The 26,195-nt window shown below is 46.0% G+C and carries 22 protein-coding genes and 1 riboswitch; of the genes, 15 read left to right on the top strand and 7 right to left on the bottom strand.

The window, feature by feature from the left end:
• Positions 1-2: 2 nt before the first annotated feature.
• From VXQ11_RS06760 to recJ, 8 genes are all read left to right on the top strand, one after another.
• Positions 3-2,027 carry a 2-oxo acid dehydrogenase subunit E2 gene (locus tag VXQ11_RS06760; RefSeq protein WP_416681450.1) on the top strand — a complete coding sequence of 675 codons (2,025 nt, stop codon included), beginning with the start codon at positions 3-5 and terminating at the stop codon, positions 2,025-2,027.
• Positions 2,028-2,149: 122 nt separating this feature from the next.
• A riboswitch (yybP-ykoY riboswitch) is annotated at positions 2,150-2,290 on the top strand.
• Positions 2,291-2,363: 73 nt separating this feature from the next.
• Entirely contained in the window at positions 2,364-2,939 is a 576-nt protein-coding gene (locus VXQ11_RS06755) for a TMEM165/GDT1 family protein (protein ID WP_064095059.1), read from the top strand.
• Positions 2,940-3,122: 183 nt separating this feature from the next.
• Positions 3,123-3,920 carry an MBL fold metallo-hydrolase gene (locus VXQ11_RS06750; protein WP_064102608.1) on the top strand — a complete coding sequence of 266 codons (798 nt, stop codon included), beginning with the start codon at positions 3,123-3,125 and terminating at the stop codon, positions 3,918-3,920.
• A gap of 95 nt (positions 3,921-4,015) precedes the next feature.
• Positions 4,016-4,381, top strand: a complete 366-nt coding sequence (locus VXQ11_RS06745) for a YkgJ family cysteine cluster protein (protein ID WP_081406316.1) — start codon at positions 4,016-4,018, stop codon at positions 4,379-4,381.
• 222 nt (positions 4,382-4,603) lie between these two features.
• The gene (gene guaB, locus VXQ11_RS06740) at positions 4,604-6,070 is read left to right on the top strand and encodes an IMP dehydrogenase (RefSeq protein WP_064102609.1); all 1,467 of its coding nucleotides are present in this window, start codon (positions 4,604-4,606) and stop codon (positions 6,068-6,070) included.
• A gap of 123 nt (positions 6,071-6,193) precedes the next feature.
• Positions 6,194-7,525 (top strand): phosphoglucosamine mutase, encoded by a 1,332-nt coding sequence (gene glmM / locus VXQ11_RS06735; RefSeq protein WP_144724154.1) that lies wholly within the window; start codon positions 6,194-6,196, stop codon positions 7,523-7,525.
• A 14-nt stretch (positions 7,526-7,539) separates the two neighbouring features.
• Complete coding sequence (gene pdxH / locus VXQ11_RS06730) at positions 7,540-8,196, top strand: pyridoxamine 5'-phosphate oxidase (RefSeq protein ID WP_416705744.1); 657 nt, start codon at positions 7,540-7,542, stop codon at positions 8,194-8,196.
• 2 nt (positions 8,197-8,198) lie between these two features.
• Positions 8,199-9,899, top strand: a complete 1,701-nt coding sequence (gene recJ / locus VXQ11_RS06725; protein ID WP_416705708.1) for a single-stranded-DNA-specific exonuclease RecJ — start codon at positions 8,199-8,201, stop codon at positions 9,897-9,899.
• Between the two features lie 56 nt (positions 9,900-9,955).
• Here recJ and VXQ11_RS06720 read toward each other — a convergent pair whose 3' ends face one another.
• Both VXQ11_RS06720 and VXQ11_RS06715 read right to left on the bottom strand, forming a co-directional pair.
• Positions 9,956-10,792, bottom strand: a complete 837-nt coding sequence (locus VXQ11_RS06720; RefSeq protein WP_416705707.1) for a putative porin — start codon at positions 10,790-10,792, stop codon at positions 9,956-9,958.
• Between the two features lie 176 nt (positions 10,793-10,968).
• On the bottom strand, positions 10,969-11,754 hold the full coding sequence (locus VXQ11_RS06715) for a putative porin (protein WP_064095051.1): 786 nt from the start codon (positions 11,752-11,754) through the stop codon (positions 10,969-10,971).
• Positions 11,755-12,255: 501 nt separating this feature from the next.
• Between VXQ11_RS06715 and prfB the strand changes: the two genes are divergently transcribed.
• The 5 genes from prfB to VXQ11_RS06690 all read left to right on the top strand — a co-directional run bounded on the left by prfB (position 12,256) and on the right by VXQ11_RS06690 (position 17,183).
• Positions 12,256-13,351, top strand: a protein-coding gene (gene prfB / locus VXQ11_RS06710) for a peptide chain release factor 2 (RefSeq protein WP_144724157.1) whose coding sequence is annotated in 2 segments (ribosomal slippage) — positions 12,256-12,327 and positions 12,329-13,351 — 1,095 coding nt in all. Because the reading frame shifts where the segments join, the coding sequence is not laid out codon by codon here.
• Positions 13,352-13,496: 145 nt separating this feature from the next.
• Positions 13,497-13,796 carry an ArsR/SmtB family transcription factor gene (locus VXQ11_RS06705; RefSeq protein ID WP_064095178.1) on the top strand — a complete coding sequence of 100 codons (300 nt, stop codon included), beginning with the start codon at positions 13,497-13,499 and terminating at the stop codon, positions 13,794-13,796.
• Positions 13,797-13,811: 15 nt separating this feature from the next.
• Complete coding sequence (locus tag VXQ11_RS06700; protein WP_416705706.1) at positions 13,812-14,897, top strand: alkene reductase; 1,086 nt, start codon at positions 13,812-13,814, stop codon at positions 14,895-14,897.
• An 82-nt stretch (positions 14,898-14,979) separates the two neighbouring features.
• Positions 14,980-16,260, top strand: a complete 1,281-nt coding sequence (locus VXQ11_RS06695) for a 3-deoxy-D-manno-octulosonic acid transferase (RefSeq protein ID WP_416705705.1) — start codon at positions 14,980-14,982, stop codon at positions 16,258-16,260.
• A 209-nt stretch (positions 16,261-16,469) separates the two neighbouring features.
• Positions 16,470-17,183 (top strand): 16S rRNA (uracil(1498)-N(3))-methyltransferase, encoded by a 714-nt coding sequence (locus VXQ11_RS06690; RefSeq protein ID WP_416705704.1) that lies wholly within the window; start codon positions 16,470-16,472, stop codon positions 17,181-17,183.
• Here the strand turns inward: VXQ11_RS06690 and VXQ11_RS06685 are convergent.
• Positions 17,157-18,137: a mechanosensitive ion channel family protein gene (locus VXQ11_RS06685; RefSeq protein ID WP_416705703.1), complete on the bottom strand. Its 981-nt coding sequence runs from the start codon at positions 18,135-18,137 to the stop codon at positions 17,157-17,159. The two genes, VXQ11_RS06690 and VXQ11_RS06685, sit on opposite strands and share 27 nt — an antisense overlap.
• A gap of 106 nt (positions 18,138-18,243) precedes the next feature.
• On the bottom strand, positions 18,244-18,822 hold the full coding sequence (locus VXQ11_RS06680; protein WP_416705702.1) for a DUF805 domain-containing protein: 579 nt from the start codon (positions 18,820-18,822) through the stop codon (positions 18,244-18,246).
• 265 nt (positions 18,823-19,087) lie between these two features.
• Between VXQ11_RS06680 and acs the strand changes: the two genes are divergently transcribed.
• Both acs and VXQ11_RS06670 read left to right on the top strand, forming a co-directional pair.
• A complete protein-coding gene (gene acs / locus VXQ11_RS06675) occupies positions 19,088-21,034 on the top strand; it encodes an acetate--CoA ligase (RefSeq protein ID WP_416705701.1) in 1,947 nt (648 codons plus the stop codon).
• Between the two features lie 128 nt (positions 21,035-21,162).
• Positions 21,163-22,344, top strand: coding sequence for an acyl-CoA dehydrogenase family protein (locus tag VXQ11_RS06670; RefSeq protein WP_416705700.1), 1,182 nt, complete (start codon positions 21,163-21,165; stop codon positions 22,342-22,344).
• Positions 22,345-22,405: 61 nt separating this feature from the next.
• On the opposite strand, the gene VXQ11_RS06665 is transcribed toward VXQ11_RS06670, so the two are convergent.
• The 3 genes from VXQ11_RS06665 to msuE form a co-directional block, all read right to left on the bottom strand.
• Positions 22,406-23,815, bottom strand: a complete 1,410-nt coding sequence (locus tag VXQ11_RS06665) for a cryptochrome/photolyase family protein (protein ID WP_416705699.1) — start codon at positions 23,813-23,815, stop codon at positions 22,406-22,408.
• A gap of 142 nt (positions 23,816-23,957) precedes the next feature.
• Entirely contained in the window at positions 23,958-25,070 is a 1,113-nt protein-coding gene (gene sfnG, locus VXQ11_RS06660) for a dimethylsulfone monooxygenase SfnG (RefSeq protein WP_416681424.1), read from the bottom strand.
• A gap of 24 nt (positions 25,071-25,094) precedes the next feature.
• A complete protein-coding gene (msuE, locus tag VXQ11_RS06655) occupies positions 25,095-25,829 on the bottom strand; it encodes an FMN reductase (RefSeq protein WP_416705698.1) in 735 nt (244 codons plus the stop codon).
• Positions 25,830-26,195: the final 366 nt, after the last annotated feature.

Raw genomic sequence — 26,195 nt, 5'->3', positions numbered from 1 at the left:
GCATGCAAATTACGACTCCCGATATTGGTGTAGATAAGGCAACAGTGGCCGAAATTCTGGTCAAAGTCGGTGATACGATTGCGGTCGATGACAGCATCGTATTGCTTGAATCTGATAAAGCCTCTGTTGAAGTGCCTAGCACTTCCGCCGGTGTGGTGAAAAGCATTCTGGTCAGCCAGGGTGATGAAGTGGCTGAAGGCGCGGTACTGATTGAACTGCAAGCTGAAGACGGTAGCACTGATGTGGTCGAGCCACAGCAAGCAGATGCATCACAAAAAACTTCAGAAAATACGCCAACCGCATTGCCTGATCAGGAAATCATGCAGGAAATCGCTTCACATCAACCCAAAGCTTCTGCTGCTCCTGAAGCGCAAGCAGGCTCAAAAGTGGTCGATGTGCAAGTGCCTGATATTGGTGTAGAGAAAGCCACAGTGGGTGAAATCCTGGTCGCTGTCGGTGATGAAATTGAGGTAGATCAAAGCATCGTGGTGGTGGAATCAGACAAGGCGACTGTTGAGGTGCCAAGTACGGTTTCAGGCATGGTGGAATCCATCGAGATTAAAGACGGCGACACGATCAAAGAAGGTGTAGTCATTCTGAAAGTGAAAACGGCTGTTTCGGCAGCGCAAGCACCGACAGAAGCACCTCAAGCACCAGTTGCTCAAGCGGCGACCCAAGAGAAAGCAGTCGAAGCACCACAAACGCCAGCAGTACCTGCGGGGGATATTGAAATTGCCGTGCCTGACCTGGGTGTAGACAAGGCGGCTGTGGCTGAAATTCTGGTTCAGGTCGGAGATACGGTTGAAAAAGACCAGAGCATCATCGTGGTTGAATCAGACAAGGCGACTGTTGAAGTACCAAGTACTGCGGCCGGGGTGATTAAAGCCATTCATGTTGAACTGGGTCAAAATGTCTCTCAAGGTATTGCACTGGTGACAATCGAAGCTGAAGCGCAAGCAGAAGCTGCTCCTGTTGCAGCCAAGGCAGAAGTAGCAAAAGCAGCAGAAGAATCAAAAGTGCCTGCTACAAAAGCAGCACCGACACCTGCGGCATCTTCTAATCAGGCAGTCGCGACGTCGGATAATGTCGACAAGCTGACCAAAGAGCAGAATGCGGCCAACTCGAAAGTCTATGCCGGTCCTGCTGTGCGTAAACTGGCTCGGGAGCTTGGCGTCGTGCTGGCAGATGTCAAGGCCTCTGGTCCACATGCGCGCGTCATGAAAGAAGACCTGAAAGCCTATGTCAAATCGCGTCTTACTGCGCCGCAGGCGGCTCCTGTCGCCGCTGCTGCCCAAGTCGCAGGACTGCCAAAACTGCCAGACTTTAGCGTTTTTGGTGGAGTGGAAGAGAAAACCTTGACGCGTTTGCAACAAGTGTCCATTCCACAGTTGTCGCTGAATAATTTCATTCCGCAAGTGACCCAGTTTGATGCAGCAGATATTACGGAACTGGAAGCATGGCGTAATGAACTGAAAGGCAACTTCAAGAAAGACGGCATTGGTCTGACCATTATGGCGTTCATCATCAAAGCAGTTGCGCACTTGTTAAAAGAAGAGCGAGAGTTTGCCGGTCACTTGGCTGATGATGGCAAGTCAGTATTGTTACGTAACGAGATCCATATGGGTATCGCGGTCGCAACGCCAGATGGTTTGACCGTGCCTGTGCTGCGTCATCCAGATCAGAAGTCAATTAAACAGATTGCAGTTGAGCTGGGAGAACTAAGCCAGAAAGCGCGTGACAAGAAATTGTCACCGAAAGATCTGCAAGGCGCGAACTTCACTATTACTAGCCTGGGTTCAATTGGTGGTACGGCATTTACACCGTTGGTCAACTGGCCACAAGTGGCGATTCTGGGTATTTCACCTGCAACAATGCAACCGGTCTGGAATGGTGAAGGTTTTGATCCACGCTTGATGCTGCCGCTTTCATTGTCATACGATCACCGTGTGATCAATGGTGCAGATGCTGCTCGTTTCACCAACAAGCTGACCAAGCTGCTTAAAGATATTCGTACTTTGCTCATCTAAAACCTTATCTCTAGGCCTTTGTTTTTCTCTCTGAGAGAAAGACAAAGAGGATATAAAAAACCCTGCTTCGGCAGGGTTTTTTGCTGCTGCATTGAAAAATAATCTATTTGATTATATACTTGGCGCACTTCATTGGGGAGTAGCCGCCTTTTGCGCAAAGCAGAAGGGTGATGGTCAACATATTTGCTCAACCGGGCATGGTCATCATAGCAAAGAACCAAGTCAGCTTTTCCAAGCTTTCTTTTGTTGGCAAGACCTTTGATTTACCACTCTGCAGATTTTGGCTAGCAGGAGCGGTGAGTCATTGGTATTGGATGCTAGCCAGAGAAAAACCTCATGTATGAATTCCTACTGTCGACTGCAATCGTAGCACTGGCTGAAATGGGTGATAAAACCCAATTGCTGGCATTGCTGCTTGCCGCACGCTTTCGCAAACCTGTTCCTATTTTAGTTGCCATTTTATTGGCGACGGTGATTAACCACGGTCTTTCTGCGGTATTGGGACAATGGGTCACTACAGTGATTGGGCCAGAGGTACTAATGTGGATCGTTTCGCTTGGCTTTATCGCGATGGCTATCTGGATGCTGATTCCGGATGAACTCGGGGATGAAAATGCCAGCATCAATAAATGGCAAAAATTCGGGGTATTTGGTGCGACCTTTATTCTGTTCTTTCTGGCAGAAATTGGCGATAAAACCCAGATTGCCACAGTTGCACTGGCGGCACGTTTCGACAGCGTATTCTGGGTCATGCTTGGGACCACTTTGGGTATGATGCTGGCCAATGCACCTGCGGTCTTTTTAGGTGATAAACTCGCCAACAGATTGCCAATCAGCCTGATTCATAAAATTGGTGCGGCGATTTTCCTGGTGATTGGTGTGGCAACCCTGGTTCAACATTATTTCTTTTAAAGAATAAAATAATATTTATGTGAATCCTGAGCTAAAAACTCAGGATTTTTTATGATTAAAATGCTATCGAAATGTTGATAAATAGCGTGATATGGTCAGTTCTATTGATTGTAAGTTTGATTAATTCCATATATTTTATACGGGTATAAAAGTGTCATTTTTATTATAAATTGGGGAATTTACATGGCTTTTGAACGCACCACATCGCAGGTTCTGTTTGATAACGGGACGCATAAATGCATCAGCTTTACCAGCCTGGTTAAAGGTGAAGGCGTTCAGGCAAACCAGTTTCTGATCATTGATCATGAACGTGCTGCAGTGCTCGATCCGGGGGGGGATTTAACCTATGTGCCGCTGACCATGGAACTGAATAAATACACCCGTTTGACCAATCTGGATTATGTCATGGCCTCGCATCAGGATCCGGATATTATTACCTCGATGCCACGCTGGCTGGTCTATACGGATGCCAAAGTCGTCGCATCCAAGCTCTGGGCACGTTTCTTGCCTCACTTAAACTCTGCTTTTATGAGTGACCGGATGAAAGGTAACTGGCTGGACCGCCTGGTAGAGCTTCCTGATCACGGTCAGATCGTTCCGCTCGGTCAATCTCATATTGTGGCAGTACCGGCGCATTTCCTGCATTCGGTTGGGAACTTCCAGTTTTATGATCCGGTTGCCAAAATCCTGTTTTCCGGTGATATGGGCGCGTCCATGGTTGAAGATGCCGCAAAGCCACTGGAAAACTTTGCCGCGCATATTCCGAAAATGAAAAGTTTCCATCAGCGCTATATGTGCAATAACAAGGTCATTCGTCTCTGGGTGCAAATGGTGCGCGGCATGGAGATCGAGATGATCGTGCCGCAGCATGGTACGCCATTTATCGGCAAAGAACAGATTACCCAGTTTCTCGACTGGATTGAAACGCTGCAATGCGGTACCGATCTGATGGATGAAACGGTTTTTACCTGTCCTGAATAGTTCATCCAAAAGATAAAATTTTTCTTGTATGGAAAAACAACATTTTTTATATTTCTTCTTCAAAAAATTTTTTTGATGACGAGAAATTATAAGAAATGTTGTCTCAAATTCCAACACCGGATGCGTGTTTAAGCTGTGGGGCGTGCTGCGCCTATTTCAGGGTTTCTTTTTATTGGGCTGAAGGGATTCATATGCCTGAGCACTATACTGAACCTGTTAATGCGGTTTATTCATGTATGGCTGGAACCAATCAAAAAAATCCACGCTGTATCGCACTGGATGGCACCATCGGCCAGCAGGTCAGCTGCGGTATGTATGAGCTGCGCAGTTCATCCTGCAAAGAAGTGCAGATTGCCGATCAGCAATGCAACAAGGCACGTGTGGCACACAATATGTTGCCCTTTGTTCAGATTGAAACTGATGAAGCCGAGAATGATGACAGTTTTGAATATGTCAGTTAAATCCATCCAAAGCAGAGCTTAGGCTCTGCTTTTTACAGTAGTCTTGAAGGATCAGGGTATATATTAAGTTAGGAAACTTGATTATTAAGCATAAGGGACTGCCCCAGAACACAAATCGCTCTGGTGGTACAACGCTTGAAGAAAAAATAATTTTGCAATTGCAATGAAATTTAAGCCGATATTTGTTTATAATAGTGCACGGAAATTACCAGTGAGACTGTTATGTTGACCATCGTTCAAGACGCGTTAACCTTCGATGATGTCCTATTACTCCCTGCCTATTCTACTGTTCTTCCAAAAGATGTCTCCCTAAAGACACGTTTAACTCGTGGCATTAACCTGAATATTCCTCTTGTGTCCGCAGCAATGGATACGGTGACTGAGTCCCGTATGGCAATTGCAATGGCGCAAAATGGTGGTATCGGTATTTTGCACAAGAACATGGATATCGCTGTTCAGGCTGCAGAAGTGCGCCGTGTGAAAAAATTCGAAGCGGGTATGGTCAAAGACCCGATTACAGTGACTCCTGAAACCACAGTACGTGAACTGATTGCGCTGACTCAAGCCAACAATATCAGTGGTGTGCCCGTTGTGAAAGACGGCAAAGTGGTGGGTATCGTGACCGGTCGTGATACACGCTTTGAAACCAATCTTGAGCAGCCAGTCAGCAACATCATGACTGGTCAGGATCGTCTGGTGACGGTTCGTGAAGGCGAATCGAAAGAAAACATTCAAGCTTTATTACAACAGCACCGTATTGAAAAAGTACTGGTGGTCAATGATCAGCAAGAGCTGAAAGGCCTGATTACGGTAACTGATTTCCGTAAAGCTGAATTGTATCCAAACAGTTGTAAAGATGATCTGGGTCGTCTACGTGTTGGTGCTGCTGTCGGTACCGGTGCAGAAACGCCAAGTCGCGTAGAAGCCCTGGTTGATGCAGGTGTGGATGTGATTGTAGTCGATACTGCACATGGCCATTCTGCGGGTGTAATCGAGCGTGTACGTTGGGTGAAAGCCAACTATCCACAAGTTCAGGTGATTGGCGGTAACATCGCCACAGGTGATGCTGCATTGGCTTTACTGGATGCAGGTGCTGATGCCGTTAAAGTCGGGATCGGTCCTGGCTCAATCTGTACCACACGTATTGTAGCTGGTATTGGCATGCCGCAAATCTCTGCCATCGATAGCGTAGCTTCTGCACTTAAAGATCAGATTCCATTGATTGCGGATGGTGGTATTCGTTTCTCTGGTGATATGGCCAAAGCGATTGGCGCCGGTGCGAGCACCATTATGGTCGGTTCATTAATGGCAGGTACTGAAGAAGCGCCTGGCGAAGTTGAATTTTTCCAGGGCCGCTACTACAAAGCTTATCGTGGTATGGGTTCATTGGGCGCGATGGCGGGTGCCACAGGTTCTGCTGACCGTTACTTCCAGGATTCCAAGGCCGGTGCCGAGAAGCTGGTTCCAGAAGGTATTGAAGGTCGCGTACCGTACAAAGGTCCAATGGGTAATATCGTACATCAGATGATGGGTGGCCTACGTTCTTCGATGGGTTATACCGGTTCTGCGACGATTGAAGACCTGCGTCAAAATGCCAAGTTTGTAAAAATCACTTCTGCCGGTATGTCGGAATCACATGTACATGATGTGACGATTACCAAAGAAGCACCAAACTATCGTGTGGGTTAATCTCCCGTGATTTAAAATTTGAAAAAGCCGTCATGCAAATGACGGCTTTTTTATTTTGGTGTAAAGTGTGGCACAAGGAAAAAAATGGGTGATATCAATCATCCGCGAAGAAGTGAGATAAAGATGAGTTATTTTGGTACAGACGGTATCCGTGGAAAGTTTGGCGAATTGCCGATTACCCCTGAGTTTGCCCTGAAACTGGGATTTGCAGCCGGAAAAGTTTTAAAACGTCATAGCAAAAAATCCAAACCGCTGGTGGTTTTAGGTAAAGACACCCGTTTGTCTGGCTATATTCTGGAAGCGGCCTTGCAGGCAGGTTTAAATGCTGCCGGTGTGTATGTTCATCTCTTGGGTCCATTACCGACACCAGCGATTGCCCATCTGACTCGTGCCCTACATGCCAGCTTGGGAATCGTCATTTCTGCGTCACATAATCCTTACTTTGACAATGGGATCAAGTTCTTTTCTGCGGAAGGCAAGAAATTGCCAGATGCTATACAAGAAGAAATTAATCAAGAACTTGATAAAGAAATGGTCATTGAGGATACTGCGAATCTGGGTAAAAGTGTCCGGGTCAAAGATGCCAACGGCCGTTATATTGAATTCTGTAAATCGACGTTCCCATATCACCTGGATCTGAATGATTTAACTATCGTGGTGGATTGTGCCAATGGCGCGGCCTATAACGTCGGACCTGCGGTGTTCCGTGAACTGGGTGCCAAGGTCATTGCCATTCATGATGAACCGACCGGTTTAAATATTAATGATAATTGCGGTTCAACCCATCCTGAAAGCTTGCAACAGGCAGTACTTGAGCATAAAGCGGATCTGGGGGTTGCGTTTGATGGCGATGCCGACCGTGTGGTCTTGGTGGATCAATACGGTAAACTGATTGATGGCGACCATATACTGTATATCTTGGCAACTCAAAGCTCGAAAAAACCGGCCGGAATTGTGGGTACCTTAATGAGCAACATGGCACTGGAACTAGCGCTAGAAAAAGCGCAAGTACCCTTATTGCGTGCCAAAGTGGGCGACCGTTATGTATTGCAGGGTCTGGAAGAAAATGGCTGGACCATTGGTGGTGAGCCTTCAGGCCACATTCTGACTTTGGACAAGAGCACCACAGGCGATGCAATTATTGCAGCATTGCAGGTCTTAACGGTGATGGTGGAACAGAAAAAAGCCCTACATGAACTGGTAGCTGACTTTAAACTGCTACCAAATGTCCTGGTCAATGTACGTTTAGATGCCATGTTTGATCCTTATTCAGTGCCGGCACTGGCAGCTGAATTTGAAAAAGCCGAACAGCAGCTGAAAGGCCGTGGCCGTTTGTTGATTCGCAAATCAGGCACAGAACCAGTCATCCGGGTGATGGTCGAAGGTGATGATCTGGCTGAAGTTACCACACTTGCAAATAGCTTGGCAGATGCTGTACGTGCCAATGCTGCTTAACGGGAGCATAAATGATGAGTGATCTGATCAAGGATCTGAGTGAGCTACGCCTGAATTATGAAAAAGGCGAGTTGCAGGAACAGCAAGTCAATCCGAATCCGCATATGCAGTTCCTGCAATGGTTTAACCATGCACTGGAAGCGAAATCGCATGAACCCTATGCCATGTCGCTGGCGACTGCCAATGCACAAGGGCGTCCGCATGTGCGTACTGTGCTGTTACGTGGTGCCACTGAAGCGGGCTATGACTTCTATACCAATTATGACAGTCAGAAGGGTCTGGATCTTGCTGAAAATCCGTATGCCGAACTGTTGTTTTACTGGCAGGATCAGGAGCGCCAGATTCGTATTTCGGGTCGTGTAATGAAAATCTCGGAAGAAGAATCCACCGATTACTATCATAAACGTCCACGTGATAGCCAGATTGCCGCACATGTCAGTACGCCGCAAAGCGGGGTGATTGGTAGCCGTGAAGAGTTGCAACAGCGTTTCTGGGGTTTACATCATCAGGTTGCGAATCAGCAAGAGCTGGACAAACCGGTCTTCTGGGGTGGCTATCGTCTCGAGCCAGATTATTATGAATTCTGGCAGGGTCGTCCCAATCGTTTACATGACCGTCTGAGTTATCGTAAAAGCGATGATGGCTGGACTTTAGAGCGTTTAATGCCATAACCATGCAAAAACTGGAAATCAAGCAGCGACCTTTTGTAACCCGTCCTGAAAACTTATCGGGTGTTCCTACATTTGTAGCCGAGATTCTGGCCCGGCGTGGGGTAGAGTCCGAGCAGGAGCTGGAACTCAAGCTGAAGCATCTGCTGGCACCGACCATGAAAGGGTTGCCTGAAGCCATTCAACTGATCGATCAGGCGATTGATCGTGGCCAGAAAATCGTGATTGTCGGTGATTATGATGCTGATGGCGCGACCAGTACTGCTTTGATGGTGCTGGCACTTCGGGATATGGGGGCAAAGGTCGATTATCTGGTACCGGACCGTTTTAAATATGGGTATGGACTGACACCTGCAATTGCAGACCTGGCCTTTGTCAATTTTACTCCTGATTTACTGATTACCGTGGACAACGGCATTTCCAGCCATGACGGAGTAAAACAGGCGCAGGATCACGGCATGCAGGTGATCATTACCGATCATCATCTGACGACCAAGCCGACACCCGAAGCTGAAGCCGTAGTTAATCCCAATCAGCTGGGTTGCAACTTTCCAAGTAAAGCCTTGGCCGGGGTCGGGGTGGCTTTTTACGTTCTTGCTAATTTGTCCACACATCGTAAAAAACTGGGAAAATCCACCACCTCAATTATTAACTATCTTGATCTGGTGGCGCTCGGTACTTATGCCGATGTCGCGAGCCTGGACTACAACAACCGGATTCTGGTCGATGCAGGTCTGAAACGGATTCAGCAAGGACACTGTCGCGCAGGAATCAGTGCGCTACTTGATATTGCCAAACGTGACCCAGCTGGTCTAAAAGCTCAGGATTTGGGCTTTGTGCTGGGCCCGCGGATTAATGCCGCTGGACGCATGGAAACCATGGACATTGGCATCGAATGTCTGCTGGCCCCTGATCTGGCCACGGCCTATCCACTGGCTGAACAACTCAATCAGCTCAATGTCGAACGCCGTCAGGTGGAAGGAAAAATCAAGCAGGAAGCGCTGCTTGAGCTGGATAAAATTCAGTGGGATGCAACTGAACTGCCTGCTGCACTGATCATGTTTGAACAGCATTGGCATCAGGGCGTCATCGGGATTGTAGCAGGACGTTTGAAAGAGCAGTTTCATCGTCCAAGTATTGTCTTCGCTGCTGATGAAGATGGCATTCATATTAAAGGTTCGGCACGCTCGATTGAAGGTATTCACATTCGGGATAGCATTGAACGGGTTGCGGAACAGTATCCGCATCTGGTCAGCCACTTTGGTGGACATGCAGCTGCGGCAGGTTTGACGATAAAAAAACAGTACTTTTCTGAATTTAAACAGGTTTTTGAAAATCTCGTTGCACAGATGGATGAGGATTTATTCACTGCAACTTTATGGACAGATGGGGAATTGCCAAGTTCTGCTTTTCAGATTGAAACAGTCGACTTGTTGCAAAACTTAAGTCCTTGGGGGCAAAAATTTCCCCAGCCGACTTTTGAGGGTGTATTTAAAATTATGGACTATCGCTGGCTCAAAGATGTCCATCTGAAATTGCGCGTGGCTTTGGAGAATGGTCAGGTGGTGGATGCGATTGCCTTCAATGCAGCGGATAAATATAGTTTTGACCCGATGAAAAATACCCGGTTGGTCTATGAGCTGGATAAAAATATCTTTAACGGCAATGTCAGCCTGCAGATGCGGATTATTCATTTAGAACAGTAGCTAATAGGCCATAAAAAACCGCTCACTAGAGCGGTTTTTTCTTTTCAAAGGAGAGATTAGAAGCGGAAAGTACCGTTAATTCCAAAAGAGTCAGCACCGTCAGTAGTCGTATAATTTACGCCAGCTGCAATAGCAGGGGTAAAGAATTTTTGTGCGCGTACTGAGAAGACAGTATCAAAATCTTCTAAAGTTGCATCGTTGATAGATACACCAACGCTTAACGTTGGATCAATATAAAGATCAGCAGCTACATCATATGCTGTTTCATCACCGAAAGCAGTTGACGCTTCAAAGTTAGCGTAGTGGTTGCCAATGAGAGTTACATATTTAGCACGTAGAGTAAAAGCAGTATCATCTGCTAATGCAGAAGCAGAGCTAAAAGTATTGATAAAGCCTTTTTTGCCTGCTTGATACGCATCGATATTTTCTTTTGAAATACCAACAGCTAAAAGTAGGCCATTAATCGGTAAATAACCAGCTTCAACAGCGTAACCTGTATTGTCATCAGACACTTTACCAAATTCATTTTCAACAGTTACTTCTGCACGGTTTAAGCTACCAGCAACGTAGAATTGCGAATCTGGAATAAAGAATTCACCATTGATGCCCACAGTATCAATTTTAAGCTCAGCGCCTTCATCGTCAGTATTCGCATGAGCATAAGCTAAACCAATATTACTTGCTCTACCTAAAAAAGCTGCTTCAGCAAGAGGTGAATTTTTAACTTGCACTCCGTTTAAATAATATTTTCCACCTATAGAAAATGTATTTACATCATCACTAAAACCATCAAGATCTGTGTTCTCATATCCAGCATTGAGTTCAGCTTGATAAGCATGTGCAGTTCCTAGGCTAGCAATAAGTGCTGTAGCAAGAGCAAGTTTCTTAAGCATTTAGATTTCTCTCTTTGTTATAAAAATATAACTGTTTGATTAACAGTTGTAACAAATTGTACGGTTTATATTTGATCCGTCAATGTGCAAAAAATACCTAAATGCCTGTTAAAAGTGCAATAAAAAAACCCATCCGAGGATGGGTTTCTTTTGAATGAAAAGTATCGTGGTTTAAATTAGAAGCGGTATTTCGCAGCTACACCAAATTTGTTGTAGTCATTATTCCCTACTTCACCAAAACCTACGCGACCTTCCAAGCTTACTTGCTGGTTAATGAACTTACGTGCACTGATACCAAATTCATTGGTATCTGCAAAACCATGATCTTTACTATAATAATCTACACCAACACTGAGAGTTTTATCGATGAAGTAGTCTGCTGCCAGATTCCATTCATCTAGATCACCAAATCCTGCACCTGCTTCCAGGTTAATATCTTTACCATTGCTTAATGTAGTCACATATTTAGCGCGAAGTGTTGGATCTACGCCATCATCGTAGTCATTATCATAACCTTTCAGACCCGCAGCAATTAATAAGCCTGGTGCTGGAAGATAACCGATTTCGGCGCCATAGACAGTTTCATCAAAATCACGGCCGTTGTCGCGTTTGATATCATCACGACCCACGTTACCACTTAAATAAAAATCGGAATTTGGTACAAAGTATTCAACGCCTACACCATAACGATGACGATCATCATCACCCACTTCATCATATTGGTATTGAGCGCTTACATTGCTAGCACGGTCAAGGAATGCCGCTTCTGCTAATGGGGCATTACGAGTTTGAACTGGATTGAAGTAATATGTACCATCAACACCGAAAGAACCGCTGGTTCCACCGTTGTCCGGATCAATTACTCCCGCTGATCCACCAATTTCAGCCTGGTAAGCATGTGCTGCTGTTCCAGTCATGGCTATTGCTGAAAGTAGTGCTGAAGCAATCGCTAATTTTTTCATGGTTAATACCCCTCAAATCGTGAGTTAAAATATTACACTTTTTGTTACAACTTTAAGTGTAGACCAATTCCAAAGATCGTCAATCACAGGAAAGTTACCGCAATGTGAATAGCGTAATCTTATGTAATTTTATCTAAATAAGTCACTGAATAATAAAAGTAAATTTATAATGTAGTGTTTTATTAAAACTGTGTAGATATTGTGGAATGTATTGAAATTGCTACTTTTTATTTTTTTTAGTATGCTTTTTAAAAAAGAAAAAAAGATCCACAGTCTTCAGAGACTAACTGAATAAATAGCAGTAAAAAATAATAGAAACCATTAAATAAAAAATAACTAATAAGGGGATTTTAGGGCGGTGCTGAGTGTTACAAAGTAAGTCCTAAGAAATAATCATTTGAACTTTTAGCCAACACTGAGGACGCGCAAACTGCAAAAAAAGACTGTGCTATAATCGCGGGCTAAATAATTTGTGCCTAATTCTGATTGAGAGTAATTCACGTGGAAATTAATCCGTATCTAAACCAATTAAAAGATTTAAACGAACGTGGTCAGACACTACGGGGGTATCTTTGACTACGATCTGAAAAAAGAGCGTTTAGAAGAGGTCCTGCGTGAATTAGAAGATCCAGCCATCTGGAATGACCAGAGTCGTGCCCAAGCCATGGCTAAAGAAAAAGGCGAGCTGGAAAACGTATTAAATGTACTGGACGGGTTAGAGACCCAGCTGGAAGATGCGCAAGCGATGCTTGATCTGGCCGTTGAAGCAGATGAAGAAGCCATGCTTGAAGATGTGCAGGCTGAGCTGAATGCTGCTGAAGAAGAGCTGGCCAAACTTGAATTCCGCCGCATGTTTAGTAATCCGATGGACCCGAATCCATGTTATGTGGAAATTCAGGCAGGTTCAGGGGGTACGGAAGCACAGGATTGGGCGTCCATGCTGCTGCGTATGTACTTGCGCTGGATCGAACGTCATGGCTTTAAAGCTGAACTGATGGAAGAGTCTGACGGCGATGTAGCCGGGATCAAGTCTGCCACGATTCGTGTAGAAGGCGAGTATGCTTATGGCTGGTTACGTACTGAATCTGGCGTACACCGTTTAGTGCGTAAGTCGCCATTTGATTCGGGTAACCGCCGTCATACTTCATTTTCTGCCGTGTTTGTGTCACCTGAAGTGGATGACAACATCGAAATTGAAATCAATCCTTCAGATGTGCGTACCGATACTTATCGTGCCTCAGGTGCCGGTGGTCAGCACATTAACAAAACTGATTCTGCGGTGCGTTTGACCCATATTCCGACCGGTATTGTGGTGGCCTGTCAGAACCAGCGTTCACAACATGCTAACCGTGACCATGCCTGGAAACAGTTACGTGCCAAGCTTTATGAGCTGGAAATGAACAAGCGTAATGAAGCTGCCCAGGCGCTGGAAGATTCCAAGTCTGATATCGGTTGGGGTAGCCAGATCCGTTCTTATGTACTGGATGATTCACGTATCAAGGATTTGCGTACTGGCGTAGAAAATTCCAATACGGGTGCCGTACTGGACGGTGATCTGGACAAATTTATTGAAGCAAGCCTGAAACAGGGCTTGTAACAAGTCGTTTAAAGCTGGCGTAACAATGCTTTAACAGTTTGTGACTTTTATATCTAAATTTATCGATATATAAATCGAAAAAATACGATATAATGATTGCAGATGCTGAATGAAGTTTCGTTGCGCCACTGATTGTGATGTGCTTATGGACCTTGATCTAATTTTTAAAGCCTTGGCCAATCCGACCCGTCGGCAGATTCTGGAATGGTTGAAATCTCCAGAACAATATCTGTCTGTGGAGGAGTGTGGCGGCTTTCAGCGTGGTGTCTGCGCGGGCCAGATTGAAAAATTAGGACAAGTTTCTCAATCCACCATGTCCAACCATTTGTCCGTGTTGCAACAGGCGGGTTTAATTACCGCCACCAAACATGGGCAATGGTCGTATTTTTCCCGCAATGAAGCTTTGATTCAGCAATTTATCGAACATTTACAACAACACCTTTAACCGGTGGGAGTAACGATGGCTGAATTAAATTCTCCTTTAACGCTCGGTGCGTTAGAACTCAAAAACCGTGTCATTATGGCGCCGCTGACCCGTAGTCGTGCTACTGCTGACCGTGTGCCAACGCCAATGATGGCTGAATACTATGCCCAGCGTGCAAGTGCAGGTCTGATCATCTCTGAAGCAACTGTTATTTCTGAAGAAGCCAATGGCTATCTGAATACGCCAGGACTGTTTAGCGATGCTCAGGTAGAAGGCTGGAAACAGGTGACAAAAGCGGTTCATGAGAAGGGCGGCCTGATTGTTGCACAGCTTTGGCATGTCGGCCGTGTATCGCACCCAGATTTGTTAAACGGTGAAACACCAGTATCGGCGAGCAGCGTACAACAGGCTGGTCACGTCAGCCTGTTACGTCCAAAACGTCCATACGTCCTACCACTCCCATTAGAAATTGCTGAAATTCAAGCAATTACCGAGCAGTATAAACAGGCTGCAATTCGTGCCAAAGCAGCCGGTTTTGATGGCGTTGAGTTGCATGCAGCCAATGGTTACCTGATTGACCAGTTCCTGCAAACCAAAACCAATAAACGTGAAGATGAATACGGCGGTTCAGTTGAAAACCGTGCGCGTTTCCTGCTAGAAGTCATGGATGCACTGATTGAAGTCTGGGGTGCTGATCGTGTGGGTGTACATCTGGCACCACGTGGCGATGAGCATGATATGGGCGATAATGATCCACGTGAAACCTTCGGTTATGTCATGGAGCAGCTGGGCAAACGTCAGATCGCATTTTTCTTTACCCGTGAGTATCTGGCAGAAGACAGTATTTCCAAGTATATGAAACAGCGCTCACATGGCGTACCGTACATTGCAAATATGCGCTTGAGCCGTGAAGATGCGATTGAACTGTTAGCGTCTGGCAAAGCTGATGCAGTATCTTTTGGCAAAGCCTATATTGCCAATCCGGATCTGTATGAGCGACTGCTTGAAGATGCACCATTGAATGAACTAAAACTGGAAAACATGATCGGCAGCCAGGCAGCTGAAGGATATATTGATTATCCAACCTTGGCTGAAGCAGAAGCTTTAAGCACCGCAGAATAATCTAAAATTGAGCCACATTGATTAACATGTTGATGTGGCTCTGCTATATTCTGCCCATTGAATCTTTGGACAGGGGCGCAAAGTGGCCACTCCATTTTGGTACAACGCAGCCTTGGCGCTGGTTAAACCCTTATATCAATCGCGTATTCGTAAACGTACGACCGAGCCGGAACAATTACAACAAGAAATGACAGAACGTTTCGGTCCATTTCAATCCCCTAAAAACCTGCATGCCATCTGGTTTCATGTAGTGTCAGTAGGTGAAACCAACGCGGCCCAACCTTTAATTGAGCATTATTTAAAACTCGGTCATCCGGTGCTGGTCACCAATACCACCAAAACCGGTCAGGCCCGGGCCAAATCGCTGTTCTTAAAGCCACCTTACTTAGACTTATTTCAGGCCGTGTATTTGCCTGCTGACCAGAAAACACTGATTCAGGATTTCTATCGGAAATATCAGCCTAAGTTACTGTTGTTAATGGAAACTGAACTCTGGCCGAATCTGATTGATCAGGCACCGGATTTTAAGGTGCCCTGTTTACTGCTGAATGCCCGACTTTCTGAAAAATCCGCCAAAGGCTATGCCAAGGTCAAAGGTCTGACCCGTGGCATGCTGAAAAATTTAACTGGCCTTTTGGCACAGGATGCTGTTACCCGGCAACGCTATATCGAACTGGGAATTGCAGCGGGGAAAACCCAGGTTTTGGGCAATATCAAGTTCGATATTACTGCGCCTGAGCACTTTATCCAGCAGGCAGATCAGTTAAAACAGCAATGGTCTTTAGCAGGTCGTAAAGTGATCACGCTGGCCAGTACCCATGCGCCTGAAGAAAAAGAAATTCTGAGTGCTTTAAAAGCTGCTTTAGAGGCTGATCCTAAGTTGGTCTGTATTGTGGTGCCGCGTCATCCGGAACGTTTTGATGAGGTGTTTCAGGCAGCACAGTTACTAGGTTTAACAATCCGGCGCCGTAGTTTGGGGCAACATATTGAAGCAGATACCCAGGTTTATCTGGCCGACTCTATGGGTGAAATGTGGCTTTGGTATGCTCTGAGTCAGGCATGTTATGTTGGTGGTTCTTTAAATGAACCAGGTGGTGGACATAATATTCTGGAGCCGATTGCGCTGCATGTACCTACCATTTTGGGCAAGAACTATTTTAACTTCCAGACCATTGTGAATGAGTTTTTAGAAGCTCAAGCTGTAGAAGTGGTCGAAAATGCTCAACAGGCAGCGACGACTTTATTGGAGCTTTTAAATAATTCAGAAAAGGCTGAAAGTTTGAATACGGCTGCGGAAAAGATTATGCAGCAAAATCAGGGTTCACTGGCTAAGCATATTCAGGTGATTGATCAGTATCTTTAATTTACATTGATAAGTAACAGATATTGGATTTCCCAAGACGGCAGGGATGCCGTCGTTAGGCTGTGTGATACAAGGAAGTGTCATCAGCCTAACAAAAGCCTTTTGCAGCGCTGAAGGGACGTCCTGTCCCTCGGCACTGCAGGCGACATCCCTGTCGCCACCCTCTAGCCAATAGAGGGATATATCATATTTTTTTGGTCTTCTTTTTTATGAACATCGTCCTGCTTGATCCCCGTCAAACCCAATCTGAGATTTGGACGATCAGTGCCAAACGTCAATTGGAACATTTGCAGACACATTTGGACATTCAAGTCGGTGATACGCTCAAAGTGGGTATCCGTGAAGGCAAGCGTTATCTTACAGAAATTGTTGAAATCTCTGAAACATCAGTACAACTAAAACCGCTGCAAGAAGAAACTGTTCCAGAAAAATTACCTGTGACCTTAATTGTGGCCTTGCCACGACCCAAAGTCCTGCGTCGTCTGATCATGGATGCTGTCACGATGGGAGTAGAAAAAATCATTTTACTGCACAGCTATCGGGTAGATAAAAGCTACTGGCAGACACCGTTTTTGCAGCAGCTGGATCATTATGTTGAACTGGGCCTGGAGCAGGCAGGGGATACGATCGCTCCAGAAATAGTGCTATATAAACGCTTTAAACCTTTTGTGGAAGATGTCTTGCCGGGTTTGATTAGTACGGATTGTCCAGCTTTTGTGGCACATCCTTATGCCGAACAGCCTATGCCATTTGCGCTTCAGCATCCTTGCAGTATCGTGATTGGCCCAGAAGGTGGTTTTATTCCCTATGAGATCGATCTGCTCATAAAAAACGGCTGTCAGGCAGTGAACCTTGGCAACCGTATTCTGCGTACCGAGACGGCAATTCCTTATGTTTTAGGTCGGCTGTTTAGCGCGAGCTGAGGCATCGTCATGACCATCCCCACGATAGACCTTCACTTCCTGAACGGGATAAGGGATTGAAATACTGTGTTCTGCAAAAGCCTGAATCACGCGTTCCTGCACCGCACTGATCGAAGTTCCGGTTCCGGTATCTGTGGTGTCGACCCACCATAAAGCTTTCAAGGTAATCGAGAAGTCTGCCAGTGCAATGACATTGACGCTAAAGGCAGGTTGACTCAGGATGGTTGGATCCTTATCCAGAATTGCAGTAATAATATCCTTGGCTTTCTGGATGTCATCTTCATAGCCAATACCGACCAAAAATTCACAGCGGCGATGGGTATAGGCAGTATTTACAGTCACTGCACTGGTGTAGACCGTGGCATTGGGAATGACGATACGCCGGCCATCTGGTGAGCGTAAAAAGGTCGCGCGAATCTGGATATCTTCAACTGTACCTTCCATGCCATTCACGATAATGTCATCGCCAATCTTGAAGGGTTCACTCAGTAAAATCAGTACGCCGGAAAGCAGGTTCTGGAAAATATCCTTGAAGGCGAAACCGATGGCCACTGAGCCAATCCCGAGGGCACTCATCAGCTGAGCTGGAGTAAAGCCAGGAATTGCGATCACCAGCCCGATTAATACACCGAAAAATATAATAAAAGTACTGCCTACACGGTTCAGGACCAGCACCAGATTCTGCCGGGTATAAGAGCGGTTTTCTAAAGTCTTGCGAATAAAAAACTTGAATATTTTGGAGAGTAACCAGAAAATCGAAATCACCACCAAGGCAATACAGAAATAGGGCACACGCTCCCAAAAGCCTTCTATGATCTTGTCAATGGCACTATAAGCATCATTATACTTGGCGGTATGTTCAATTACGGTCTGTGCTGTTTTTTCAGTTGCCTCGTGCAACAGCTCAGTCGTGCCTTCAGTGACCTGATTCAAAGTATTTTCTTTTTCTGCCACGAAATTTCCCGCATTTAAATTTTGCCTATTTTGCCTGATGTTCAGCAAAAAATTAACCAGGGTTTGCCAGCATGGCCAGGTATTTCTTCCAAGGCTAAAGTCAATATTAAAAATATTTTGTGGTTTTCTGCATCATTTCCCTCGGAGTCTGCGGCTGTTCTCCACCACTCATATAGCCGAATAAAGCCAGTGAACCCAACAGGCTAAGCAGAGTCAGGATAATCATCAGCCAAGCCAGGACCTTTTCCCAGAACAAGGTGATCCGTGCCGGACCATAGTGATTTATGCCACGATCACCCGAACCAAAGATTATATAAAGCCATACAAAAATGTTAACTAAGGGGAGTAATAATAACAGCACCCACCAGCCGCTCCTGTTTAAATCATGGAAACGGCGAACAGTAACGACTAAAGCAAAATACAGGTAGGCCAGAACGATGAGCAGTACACCAATGCTGCCCAAGCCTTGTAATGAAATCAGCCAGTTCGGGTCCATGGAAGGTGTGGCAATATTTACAATATCAATACTAAGGCCCAGTGCGAGGGTGCAACATAAAAAAATGAAATGTAGAAACGCCGACCAGGCAATAAAGCTCAAGCGCCCGAAACGCCCTTTCATCGACAGGGGATGATCTGCTAGAGGCAGATCAGGCGGACTAAAGTAGGGAGATTCAGGCGATGTCATAAAGAGAGTGTCCTGCTAAACCAGACCCAATGAGAGGGCAATTTTATTTTAAAGGGAATTACTACAGATCATACACAGTTGTGTAGAAAATTCTGTACTGTAAGTTGTGGTTTATTTTGATTGAATTTGTATAAATAATCTACGACGAAAGCATGATTGCCGGATTTGAAATAAGCAGGCCATACTGCCATTATGCATAAAAAACAATCAACCACGCCGCATTAACCTCTCGTGATGAGATAGAACAAAATCAAGGAAGTGAATTATGCAAGAGATCTATCCAGTACCTGAAGAATTTAAAAAAACAGCACGTACACTCGAAGAGCAGTATTTTGAGCGTTATCAGTATTCTATAGAACAGCCAGATCAATTTTGGGCAGAGCAGGCGCAACGTCTGGACTGGATTAAACCCTTTACCCAAGTCAAAAATACCAGTTTTAACAAAGATGATTTTAAAATCGAATGGTTTGCCGATGGCCAGCTGAATGTCAGTGCCAACTGTCTGGACCGGCATCTGAAAGAACATCCCTATAAACCGGCGATCATCTGGGAAGGTGACCATCCTTCAAGGCACAAGATTATTTCCTTTGCCGAGCTGCATGATGAAACCTGCCGTTTCGCCAATGTGCTGAAGAAAAATGGCATCCAGAAAGGCGATCGGGTCATGCTGTATATGCCGATGGTTTCTGAAGCCGCGATAGCCATGCTGGCCTGTGCCCGGATCGGTGCGGTTCATTGTGTAGTATTTGGCGGTTTTTCGCCAGACTCCTTAGCCAGCCGGATTGAAGACTGTCAGGCCAAAATGGTGATTACCGCTGATTCTGGCATGCGTGGCGGTAAGGCCATTCCACTGAAAGCCAATGTCGATGAAGCACTGAAACTTGCAGGTACAGAGTCCATTCAGAATGTCATCGTGGTACATCGCACCGGTAACCCGATCGAAATGCAGGAAGGACGTGATCTGTGGTATCACATGGAAATTATGTCAGTGAATGACATCTGTCCACCCGAACCGATGAATGCCGAAGATCCGCTGTTTATCCTGTATACCTCAGGTTCTACCGGCAAGCCCAAGGGAGTATTGCATACCACTGGCGGCTATCTGACTTATGTGAACTGTACCTTCCGTGAAGCGTTCGATATCAAGCAGGATGATGTGTTCTGGTGTACTGCAGATGTCGGCTGGATTACCGGGCATTCCTATGTGCTGTATGGTCCGCTTTCAAATGGTACCACCACTGTGATGTTTGAAGGGGTTCCCCAGTATCCGAGCTGGGCACGTACCGGGCATATTGTCGACAAGCATAACGTGACCATTCTCTATACCGCGCCGACAGCGATCCGCGCCATGATGCGTGAGGGAGATGCTTTTGTACGGGAAAGTGACCGTAGCAGCCTGAGAATTTTAGGATCAGTGGGTGAGCCAATTAATCCGGAAGCCTGGAACTGGTACTACACCGTGGTCGGTGAAGGTCGCTGTCCAGTGATTGATACCTGGTGGCAGACCGAAACCGGCGGTTTCATGATTACGCCATTGCCGGGTGCGACTGCCTTAAAACCGGGTTCGGCGACACGGCCTTTCTTCGGCGTACAGCCGGCCATTGTCGATGCTGACGGCAAGGAACTGGAGGGAGAAGCCGAGGGTAATCTGGTCATTAAGGATTCCTGGCCGGGTCAGATGCGGACCATCTGGGGTGATCCCGAGCGTTTTATCGAAGCCTATTTCTCGACCTATCCAGGCACCTATTTTACCGGGGATGGGGCACGTCGTGATAAAGATGGTTATTACTGGATTACCGGCCGGGTGGATGATGTCCTGAATGTGTCCGGACATCGTCTAGGTACGGCAGAAATTGAAAGTGCACTGGTGGCGCATGAATCGGTGGCCGAGGCTGCTGTTATTGGTATGCCACATGATATTAAAGGACAGGGAATCTGTGCCTTTGTCACTTTGCAGGCCGCTGTAGTAAGTTCAGATGAATTACGCGGTGAGCTGGTGAGCTGGGTGCGTAAGACTCTCGGTCCAGTAGCCACACCAGACGCTTTACACTGGGCACCGGCCTTGCCAAAAACCCGCTCCGGCAAAATCATGCGCCGGATCCTGCGAAAAATTGCAGCCGATGAGCTGGACAGTCTGGGAGATACTTCAACCCTCGCTGAACCGCAGGTGGTGGAGCATCTGATCGCAGAAGTACAGCGTAATAAAGTTTAAATTCAAGCGGTTCCAATACCGGCATTCTGCCGGTATTTTTATATCAGTCATAAGCTCTGCATGCTTTCGGATATAGGTCAGTACCCTGATCTGCTAAGCTGTTTCCATGCTGAACATGAGTTAAAATAATGAATGCACAATCCCCATATTTAAATCAGTCTCCTGTCGATATTGCCCAGAAACTTGCTGAAAATTTTGCTTTGACTGCCGCAGAGCGGGACAAACAGGGGGGGAATCCCAAAGCCGAGCGTGACCTGATTCGCCAGAGTGGCTTGCTTGGCCTGTCCATTCCAAAACAGTATGGCGGTCAGGAGGCAGATTGGCAGACCATTTTTAACACCATTCAAATTATTGCCCAAGTCGACAGTTCACTGGCGCATGTCTATGGCTTTCACCATTTGCTGATTGCGACCGTGCAATTATTTTCCCAAGCGGAACAATATGGCCCGTGGTTTGAACAGACGGCCCAAAATAATCTGTTCTGGGGTAATACTCTAAATCCGCTGGACCGTCGCACCACAGCCACAAAAGTTTCAGAAAACGAATATATTTTTCATGGAGATAAAAGCTTCTGCTCAGGTTCGATCGATTCAGATATGTTGCTGTGTTCAGGCTATAACGATGCCGGAAAATTGCTGATTGGTGTGATTCCTACCCAACGCAAAGGAGTAAGTTTTCTGGGCGACTGGAACAATATGGGCCAACGCCAGACCGACAGTGGTACCAGTCACTTTGAGCAGGTCAAAATTCATGAAAATGAACTGCTGTTAAATCCAGGTCCACTGAGTACGCCGTATTCCAGCCTACGGCCTTTGATTGCTCAACTGATTTTCGTGCATCTATTTTTGGGCGTGGCAGAAGGGGCATTTGACGTCGCCAAACAGACCGTACAAACCCAAAAAGCCTGGTCCAAATCACTGGCAGAAGATGCGGTGAATGATCCTTTTATCCAGAAGCATTTTGCCGAGTTCTATGTACAACTAGAAGGTGTACGCTTACTGGCAGATAAAGCAGTTCAGGCTTTACAGGCAGCTTGGGAGCTTGGGAATGATTTAAGTGCCGAACAGCGCGGTGAAGTCTCGGTTGCCATTGCCACAGCCAAAATTGCCGCAACCAATACCTCTCTCTATATTACCCAGAATATTTTCCAGGTGATGGGTGCGCGGGCTACCACGGCCAAGCTCAATCTGGACCGTTACTGGCGCAATGTCCGCACCCAGACCTTGCATGATCCGATCGATTATAAATATCAGGAAGTGGGGGAATGGGTGCTGACCGGGAAAGTGCCTGATCCAAGCTTTTATTCCTGATCTGAAAATAAAACAGCCTCTTTATCGGAGGCTGTTTTATTCGGGATGAAAAAGTTTGGTTTTAAATTTTCTTGAAAGCTTCAATCGCTCTTACACGAGAGGCTTTTAAATCCACAATCGGTTTTGGATAATCCAGTGCAAGATCCGGATTTTTGGCATAAGGTTCATGAATAAATTTAGCATCCAGATGCCCCAGTTCCGGCACCCAGCGGCGAATATAATCCCCATTCGGATCAAACTTCTGTGACTGGCTGACCGGATTAAAAATCCGGAAATAGGGCACGGCATCCATGCCGGTCGAAGCACACCATTGCCAGCCGCCATTGTTCGCTGCCAGATCACCATCAATCAGATGCTGCATGAACCAGCTTTCTCCCAGACGCCAGTCTATCAGCAGGTTTTTACACAGGAACATTGCAGTAATCATGCGTACCCGGTTATGCATCCAGCCAGTGGCTCGCATTTGCCGCATACCGGCATCGACAATCGGAATCCCGGTTTGTCCTTGTTGCCAGGCAGCCAGATCTTCAGGTGCATTACGCCACTGGATGTTATCGGTATTTTCCTTAAAAGGCCGATGTTTGGATACACGGGGAAAATCAAACAGGGTATGCAGATAAAACTCGCGCCAGAGCAGTTCATCCAGCCAGGTCTGCTGACCGATATCATCAATCTGGAAATAACCGTCCTTAAACAGGGTCTGCATACATTGACGGATCGAGAGAATACCGATATTCAGATATGGTGACAGGCGGCTGGTACCATCGACTGCAGGTAGATCTCTCTCAGTTTTATAGTGAGCCATTTTCTCCCCGATAAAATCATCGAGCAGCTCAAAGGCAGTTTGATCTTCTGCAGTCCAGAGCTGGGCAGCATGATCGACCTCATAATCAGCCGCAAATTTTTGCAGATCAAAGCTGGTCAGCTGAGCGGGTAATTCAAACGGATCTTGAGGCTGAATGGCAGGATAGCAGCCCGGTATATTCTGAATCAGTCGTTCATAGCACTTTTTCTTGAACGCGCTATAGACCTGATAGGGCTGATTGGACTGATTGCGGATACTGGTCAGTGGAAACAGGCTGCGATCATGATACAGCTCGACCCGGATCTGCTGCTGTTCCAGCATCTGCTGTACCTGTGCATCACGTTGCAGTTCATTCACGCCCACTTCAATATTGGCATGTAGCGTATCAATCTGCAGTTTTTGGCACAGGCTTCGCATTTCGGCAGGCAGGTCTTGCCATAAGGGAATATTTAAAATGATTAATGGAATATTCAGCTGCGTTAACTGCTGCTTTAAGACGTCGAGGCGGCGCAGATAAAAATCAATTTTAATCCGGGCATCCTGATGCAGCTTCCATTGTTCGGGAGAGAGCACCACCACTGCTATACAGGTACCTTGCTGGGTGGCATGCCAGAGCGCGGCATGATCATGAATGCGGAGGTCTTGACGAAACCAGATCAGTTGCATTGTTAAAATTCTTGGAAAGTCGTTAGTGCAGAATTTTAAGGAATTGATGGTTTTAAACCTAGCCAGACAACAATTTTATCACATAAAAAATCCCCCAAGCCGAGCCTTGAGGGAGGGAGTCTGCTGAGATTTATTGGAATAATTATACGGGCTCAGCTTCTTCTTGCTGCACAGGCATTGCCTGTTGTGCTTCAAGCTCACGAACCAAAGGCAATACCTTCTGGCCAAAATATTCGACTTCTTCAATAAAATGCAAGAAGCCTGACAGAATCAAATCAACGCCCACTTTTTTCAGTTCAATAATCCGTTCAGCAATCTGCTGCGGTGTCCCGATCAGATTGGTGCGGAACCCGTCATTGTATTGCACCAGATCTTCAAAGGTGGATTGGGCCCAGTTGCCTTCGCCTTCCTGACTTGCTGCGCCAGCTTCACGGGTCGCTTCACTAAAAGATTTCACCGCCTGCACATTGGCCTTGCTAATAATTTCCTGCAATACAGCCTGCGCTTCTTCTTCGCTATCTCGTGCAATCACAAAGGCATTTACACCAATTTTCACCGAGTGATGATTTGCCTTGGCTTTTTCACGAATATCATCGATCTGTTTTTTCAGTTCTTCCGGGGTATTGCCATTGGTGAAGTACCAGTCGGATACACGGGATGCCATATCACGTGCTGCCCGGGAACTGCCGCCCTGAAAGATTTCTATATGAGGCTTCTGCAATGGTTTAGGACTCAAGGTATAGTCTTTAAATTGATAATATTTACCCTCAAAATTAAAATTGTTCTGGGTCCAGACTCCTTTCAGGCTACGGATAAACTCTTCCGAACGGGCATAACGCTCGTCATGTTCCGGCCATTCTTCACCAATCGCATCAAACTCACCGCGGAACCAGCCACTGACCACATTGATCGCGATCCGGCCATTGCTCAGATGGTCAATTGTCGCCAGTTGTTTGGCGGCCAGTGCTGGCTTCCACGGACCCGGTAGAATCGCGGCAATGACTTTCAGGCGTTCAGTTTTGGCCAGAATGCCATGACTGAAGCTCACCGATTCATGCTGGTTTTCTGCGTTATAGCCGGCAGTAAAACGGATCTGGGTCAGAGCATAATCAAAGCCTGCCTGTTCAGCTGTTTGTGCCAGACGCACGTTATAGTCATAGCTCCAGTCGGTGCGCTGCTCGATGTTACTGACCACCAGCCCACCACTGACATTCGGCACCCAATAGGCAAATACGATATTTTTATCATTCGACATGCTGATTACCCTCTGCGTGCATATTTAAGCCACTTGAGCCTTTGGTGCTTTCTTGCTGTGTAAACGCGATTCTGCTGCATCCAGGCTAGGTACCACTGCAGATGGTAATACTTCTTCCTGTTCAATCTGCTTGTTAATGCCCAGATTTTGACTGGCCTGAATGCTTTTTTCTTTAATCACTTCAGCACGCTGTCCTTTGGCAGGTGCCCATTCCAGAATAGGTAATGCCCGCGCCACAGCCAGGGTAATCCGGTCACGTAGCAATTCACTGTGAATGGTATATTCAGGGGTGAAATCGCGGTCGGTGGCATAAACACCAATCGGCAAAGTCTGCGCCTGAAAGAAGCTGAATAAAGGACGCAGTTGATGTTCAAGCACCAAGGCATGACGGTCACTGCCGCCAGAAGCTGCTAACAATACTGGCACATCGACCAGTGCCGTTTGCTCGACAAAGTCAAAGAAATGCTTGAACAGGCCGGTAAATGAAGCGCGGTAAACCGGGGTGCCGACAATCAGCGCATCTGCGGCTTCTACGGCTGCCAGATCATCCTGAATGCGTTGTGGCAGTTGATTGCGGTAAATCGCGCCGCCTAGCAGTGAACCAATTTCACTAAATTTAATAAAATGTACATTGATCGGTGTGGCTTCTCCCAGTTTATCCAGAATCGCCTGAACCAGGGCTTCGGTTTTTGAAGGATGATTTAAACCGCCAGATACGGCCACAATATTTAAGGGTTTTTGCGCATTAAAATTAGACATATTTAGAACCTGAAAATAGGGTTAATCTCGGAATGTCCTTATTAACCCTGATTCAGCGCAGGACTGTAAAATAACGAAAAGCTGAAAAGTTATCTGATTTTTTGATATACAAAAAAAGCCTGATTTATAAGTAAAAAATATTTAATAAACTTATGATATTTATACTTATATTGAATAAATATAAGCTTTTTCAGTGAGGAATAAGATATATATAAAAAAGTGATGAGAATTAAATAATTATTGAAATACTGCAAAAACGGGCAGTTTAAAAAGAAAAACTGCATATTATTTTAAAAATAATAGTGTCTTGCATATCCTTAAACAGGGTTGTGTGGTTAGAATAGGGCCTACCGTGCCAAGATCTTT

The sequence above is a fragment of the Acinetobacter sp. 197 genome (genome assembly GCF_048148385.1).
Lineage (GTDB): Bacteria > Pseudomonadota > Gammaproteobacteria > Pseudomonadales > Moraxellaceae > Acinetobacter > Acinetobacter pecorum.
This window is presented reverse-complemented; position numbering and strand designations above follow the sequence as displayed.